The 3,129-nt window shown below is 63.7% G+C and carries 4 protein-coding genes and 1 pseudogene; 3 read left to right on the plus strand and 2 right to left on the minus strand.

Annotation, left to right across the window (positions count from 1 at the left end):
• Both EN750_RS26095 and EN750_RS26100 read left to right on the plus strand, forming a co-directional pair.
• Nucleotides 1–334: pseudogene (locus tag EN750_RS26095) on the plus strand (EamA family transporter RarD); the annotation flags it as partial.
• Nucleotides 335–343: 9 nt separating this feature from the next.
• Nucleotides 344–1,030 carry a glutathione S-transferase family protein gene (locus EN750_RS26100; protein WP_127398289.1) on the plus strand — a complete coding sequence of 229 codons (687 nt, stop codon included), beginning with the start codon at nt 344–346 and terminating at the stop codon, nt 1,028–1,030.
• 17 nt (nt 1,031–1,047) lie between these two features.
• On the opposite strand, the gene EN750_RS26105 is transcribed toward EN750_RS26100, so the two are convergent.
• Nucleotides 1,048–2,046, minus strand: coding sequence for a transporter (locus tag EN750_RS26105; RefSeq protein ID WP_127398291.1), 999 nt, complete (start codon nt 2,044–2,046; stop codon nt 1,048–1,050).
• A 175-nt stretch (nt 2,047–2,221) separates the two neighbouring features.
• On the minus strand, nt 2,222–2,512 hold the full coding sequence (locus tag EN750_RS26110) for a muconolactone Delta-isomerase family protein (protein ID WP_127398293.1): 291 nt from the start codon (nt 2,510–2,512) through the stop codon (nt 2,222–2,224).
• A gap of 107 nt (nt 2,513–2,619) precedes the next feature.
• Here EN750_RS26110 and EN750_RS26115 point away from each other — a divergent pair.
• Nucleotides 2,620–3,129, plus strand: a 510-nt coding sequence (locus EN750_RS26115) for a LysR family transcriptional regulator (protein ID WP_127398295.1), incomplete at its 3' end; no start/stop codon positions are given.

A 3,129-nucleotide genomic window follows, 5' to 3' on the forward strand; every position in this document is an offset into this window, starting at 1 on the left:
TGGCTACATCGTCTATCTCATCGCGACCGAACAGGACCACATCTTATCCAGCAGTGGCACCGATACGGCATTGCTGATCGGCTGCGGTCCGGTCACATCGATCCCGCTGCTGCTGTTTGCGTTCGGCGCGAGGCTGCTGCGGCTGTCCACCATCGGCATCATGCAGTACATCGCGCCGACCATTGTGTTTCTGATCGCCGTGCTGATCTTCGACGAGCCTTTCGGCACCACCCAGGCGATTGCCTTTGGCCTGATCTGGACAGCGCTCGCGATGTATTCCTGGTCGATGTTCCGTGGCCGCGAGATCCGGCCGGCGGTGCCGACTGCAAGGTAAGGATCCCCTATGTACCTGCTGCATATCGCCAACAAAAATTATTCCTCATGGTCGCTGCGGCCTTGGGTGTTGATGCGAGAGCTGAACATCCCGTTCGAGGAACGGCTGACGCCATTCCCGACCGCATCGAGTTGGGATCTGTACCGGCCCTTCTCGCCGAGCGGCCGCGTGCCGTGCCTGATCGACGATGGCTGGGCGGTCTGGGATTCGCTGGCCATCGTCGAATATCTGGCCGAACGCCACCATGGCGTGTGGCCTGTCGAGGCCAAGGCGCGCGCCTGGGCACGCTCGGCCGCCGCCGAGATGCATTCGAGCTTCACCGCATTGCGCGGGGCATGCCCGATGAGTTGCGGCGTGCGCGTAAAGCCATTCCCGATGTCCGATGCGCTGAAGCAGGACATCTTTCGCCTCGGCGATCTCTGGAACGATGGCCTTGCCCGTTTCGGCGGGCCGTTTCTGGCCGGCGCTCATTTTACCGCCGTCGACGCTTTCTTTGCCCCGGTGGCGTTCCGCGCCCAGTCCTATGGGCTCTCCTTCGAGGGTGCGGCTGCAGCCTATCCAGCGCGGTTGCTTGCCCTGCCGGCGATGCGCGAATGGTATGCGGCTGGCTTGGCCGAGACCTGGCGCGAGCCCGACCACGAAGCGGAAGCCGCCGCCGCCGGCACCGTCATCGAGGATCTTCGCGCCTCGGCGTGAAAGTCGCCGGGCGGGCGTTACATCTGTCCGAGCCGCCTGACAAAGAGATAGGTCGCGCCCGCGATCACCATCGCTACCGCCGTCACCACCCAGAAGCCCATTGGCGTGTCGACCAGCGGCAGGCCGCCGACATTCATGCCGAACAGGCCCGAGATGATGGTCATCGGCAACAGCACCGCCGTCATCACCGACAGTACGTACAGCAGCCGGTTCGACTGCGTCGTCAGCTTGGCCATAAGCTCGTCCTGCAACAGCCGGGCGCGTGCCTGCAATTGTTCGCCATCATAGTGCAGCGTCTGCGCCCTGTGTGAAAGACGCGCGGCCATGTCGTTGATGCTGTCGGGCAGGTCGTTACGGTGCGAGTGGTCGAGATGGCGAAACAGATTGGTCAACGTCGCCATCTGCCTGTGGATCACCACCAGATGCCGGCGCGCGTCGACGAGGGATTGCCGTTCATTGTGCCATGCGTCGCAGACGATGCGATCCTCGATCCCGTCGAGGCTGTCGCCGAGTGCCGCGAGTTCAGCCACCATGCCGTCAAAAGACTGGCCGACAACCGCCTCGATCAACTCGGCCGGCGAGCGGAACTTGCGCGATCCATTCTCGATCGCCTTGCGGATGTTGTCGACCGACTGCAGCGGTTGCTTGCGGGCGCCGACCAGCATCGTGTCGTTGAGCGCGAAGCGGAAATGGCCAAGCCCGCCCGCTTCCGCCGAATAGTCATGGCGCAGGTCCGGCAGATCGCCATAGAGCCAGTCGTCCTCGAGGTCGATATGGCAGCCATGGCTGGCGGACAGGAAAGCTTCGCGCACAGGTGCCGGCAAAGCCTGGTCGGCGCCGATCTCATGGCGGGCCCGCATGTCGGAAAGCTGGTAGCTGCGCCATGTCCAGTGCGCGGCGGCGGCGTCCCTGGTTCGCACGCCCTCAGCGGTGAAATGATAGATGAAGAACAATCCGTGCTCGTCGGGCAGGTAGGCCGACAGGCCGGTGTCTTCCGGGGCGAGAGTGATATCCATGGGGCGGTGCCAGATGCATGTTCCGAAAAGGCACCGCACGGCGGCTGCCTGGCCTTGATTTCTAGCACGAGCGAACCCGGTTCCGTGTGACGGTTTCTTGACAGCCGATCACGGTCTGTCGATCACCCACGTCAATCCGGTGGTGACGCCTTCGCCACCCCGGATTGTGCCCCGGTCAGTGCTTCGGGCCGAAGCCGGGGTAGGGCTTGAGGGGCACGATTGCGACAATGTCCATCATGCCGGCCTTGACCAGCGGCAAGGTGGCGAGGTGGCCGCGAACCTCTGCATCATCGGCGGCTTCGAGCATCATGCCGCTGCCCGGGATGTCGCCTCGGTTCCACACCTGGCGTACCGCGCCTTCGGCATAGAGCGTGCGCCGCTGTTCGGCTTCGCCGGGCAGAAGCGGAGCGAAATCGGCATCGGCAAATTTTTCGGTGTTGCGGGTGAGAAGGGCAAAGAACTGCATGGCGGTCTCCTGTGGTTGGATGGCCGAACTATCGCTCCCGCTGGTCAGACTGTCCAAGACTGGTTAGGATAAAGTTGAGACCTCAGGGGACTGGAGCCTGGAGAAAAATGTTCGACCTGCGCCAGATCAGGTATTTCGTCACCGTCGCCGAAACCGGCAATGTCGGGCGCGCCGCCGAAATGCTGCATATTTCTCAGTCGCCACTCAGCCGGCAGATCATGCAGCTCGAGGAGCAGCTCGGCGTCGCTCTGTTCGAACGGGCAAAACAGCGGGTCCATCTCAACGCCGAGGGCCGGGCCTTCCTTACCGAGGCCCGCGCGCTGCTGTCCAATGCGCGCCGACTGGAAGAGTTCGGCCGCAACCTGGCCAGCGGCGCCGTCGGCCGGCTCGCCATCGGCTATGTCGAAGGGGCCGTTCATGCCGGACTTGTCGCCGGGATGCTGCGCCAGTTCCGTCGCGACCGGCCGGATTTCCACCTGCAGCTGAGAAGCCTGCGTTCTGCGGCGCAGTTGGAAGGGCTACGGCAGCGGTCGCTGGATCTGGGCTTTGTCTACTCGCCGCCAGCCGATGATGACCCGGATGTCGCCGCCATGGCGCTGCGGCATGAACCGCTGGTG

This window comes from Mesorhizobium sp. M7A.F.Ca.ET.027.03.2.1 (genome assembly GCF_003999175.1).
In the GTDB taxonomy this organism is placed as follows: Bacteria; Pseudomonadota; Alphaproteobacteria; order Rhizobiales; family Rhizobiaceae; genus Mesorhizobium.